The sequence below is a fragment of the Virgibacillus sp. FSP13 genome (assembly GCF_054048505.1).
Genome location: NZ_JBSVKG010000069.1, coordinates 1 through 1,199, shown reverse-complemented (window position 1 = coordinate 1,199; position 1,199 = coordinate 1). Strand labels below are relative to the sequence as shown.

The 1,199-nt window shown below is 34.0% G+C and carries 2 protein-coding genes; both read left to right on the top strand.

Annotated features, from left to right (window positions below):
* The first annotated feature begins 221 nt into the window (after window positions 1–221).
* Complete coding sequence (locus ACW2QC_RS20205) at window positions 222–539, top strand: PadR family transcriptional regulator (protein ID WP_457545723.1); 318 nt, start codon at window positions 222–224, stop codon at window positions 537–539.
* Window positions 526–1,092: a DUF2812 domain-containing protein gene (locus tag ACW2QC_RS20200; protein ID WP_457545722.1), complete on the top strand. Its 567-nt coding sequence runs from the start codon at window positions 526–528 to the stop codon at window positions 1,090–1,092. Before ACW2QC_RS20205 ends, ACW2QC_RS20200 begins: the two co-directional genes overlap by 14 nt.
* Window positions 1,093–1,199: the final 107 nt, after the last annotated feature.

Sequence of the window (1,199 nt, the reverse complement as noted above, 5' to 3'; positions counted from 1 at the left end):
TAGGTGCCAGAATCGGGCCGTTTAATTGAATAAGATTACACAAAAAGTCGATTTCCCAACGTAAAGGAAATCGACTTTTTAGATTAAATTTTTTCCCAATTATAAAATTTTTACTTTAAGTTCCTTGATGAATTGTAAAAATGCTGTTGACTATTCAGTTGAACTGTATTACATTATTATAAAGTCAAACTATATAGTCAAACTGAATAGAGGGTAAGAGTATGAAACATAAATTATTGCCGTTGTCCGAAACCATGCATTATATATTATTAGCCCTACGTGAACCACTCCATGGCTATGCCGTCATGCAGAAGATAGAAAAAATAAGTAATGGTACTGTTATTTTAGCGGCTGGTACATTATACGGTGCAATTGAAAACTTGAATAAACATGGTTGGATTGAACCTGTTGGAAATTCGGGTCGGAGAAAAATTTATAGGATAACTACAGAAGGAAGAGCCATTTTGAAAATGGAACAAGAAAGGCTATCACATATTTTATCATTGTACGAAGGGAGTGAATCAAATGAAGATGTTTAAGGTGTTTTTTAATATTGAAAAAGAAGAGCAATGGCTGAACGAGCAATTACAAAAAGGCTATCGCTGTACAAATATTAGTGGATTAGGAATATACACGTTCAAAAAAACGGACAAAAGATATGTTATGCGACTTGACTATCAAGATTATTTACCAAAGAAAAAGTTCAAAGAATACAAAGTGATATATGAAGATTTTGGTTGGAGCCACATAGAGGGGCACCGGCTGGGTGGAAGACAGTATTGGCAGAAGGAAGAAGATGATCAAAATGAAATCTTCTCGGACCGCCATTCAAAGGCTAATTATTATAAAAGATTAATGGGTTATTCATTTTGGTTGGGTATGCTGTTTTTGGCTATTTCTTATACGCCTTACAACGATTCGGGATTATATCATGAAGGTCTTTGGAGTATGAAAGGTGCATTATTTTGGAAAGCATTTTTATTTGAAACTCCATTTGTCCTTTTGAAGTTGTCTCCCACACTTCTGGCAGTTTTTTTGGGTATCAGTTCCTATAAATTTTATCGAAAGTATTCAATGTTAAAAGAAAAATAATGAGAGGAGGTTAAGTATGAACTTTTTCAATCCAAAGAAGTAATTGAGGATAATGTATCTACCGCAATACGATCGGGCGCGATAACTGAATAAGTATGTGCCATAAA

Excerpts from the sequence above, each read along its gene's own strand:
- ACW2QC_RS20205 (WP_457545723.1), top strand. The coding sequence starts at position 222 with ATGAAACATAAATTATTGCCGTTGTCCGAAACCATGCATTATATATTA.
- ACW2QC_RS20200 (WP_457545722.1), top strand. The coding sequence starts at position 526 with ATGAAGATGTTTAAGGTGTTTTTTAATATTGAAAAAGAAGAGCAATGG.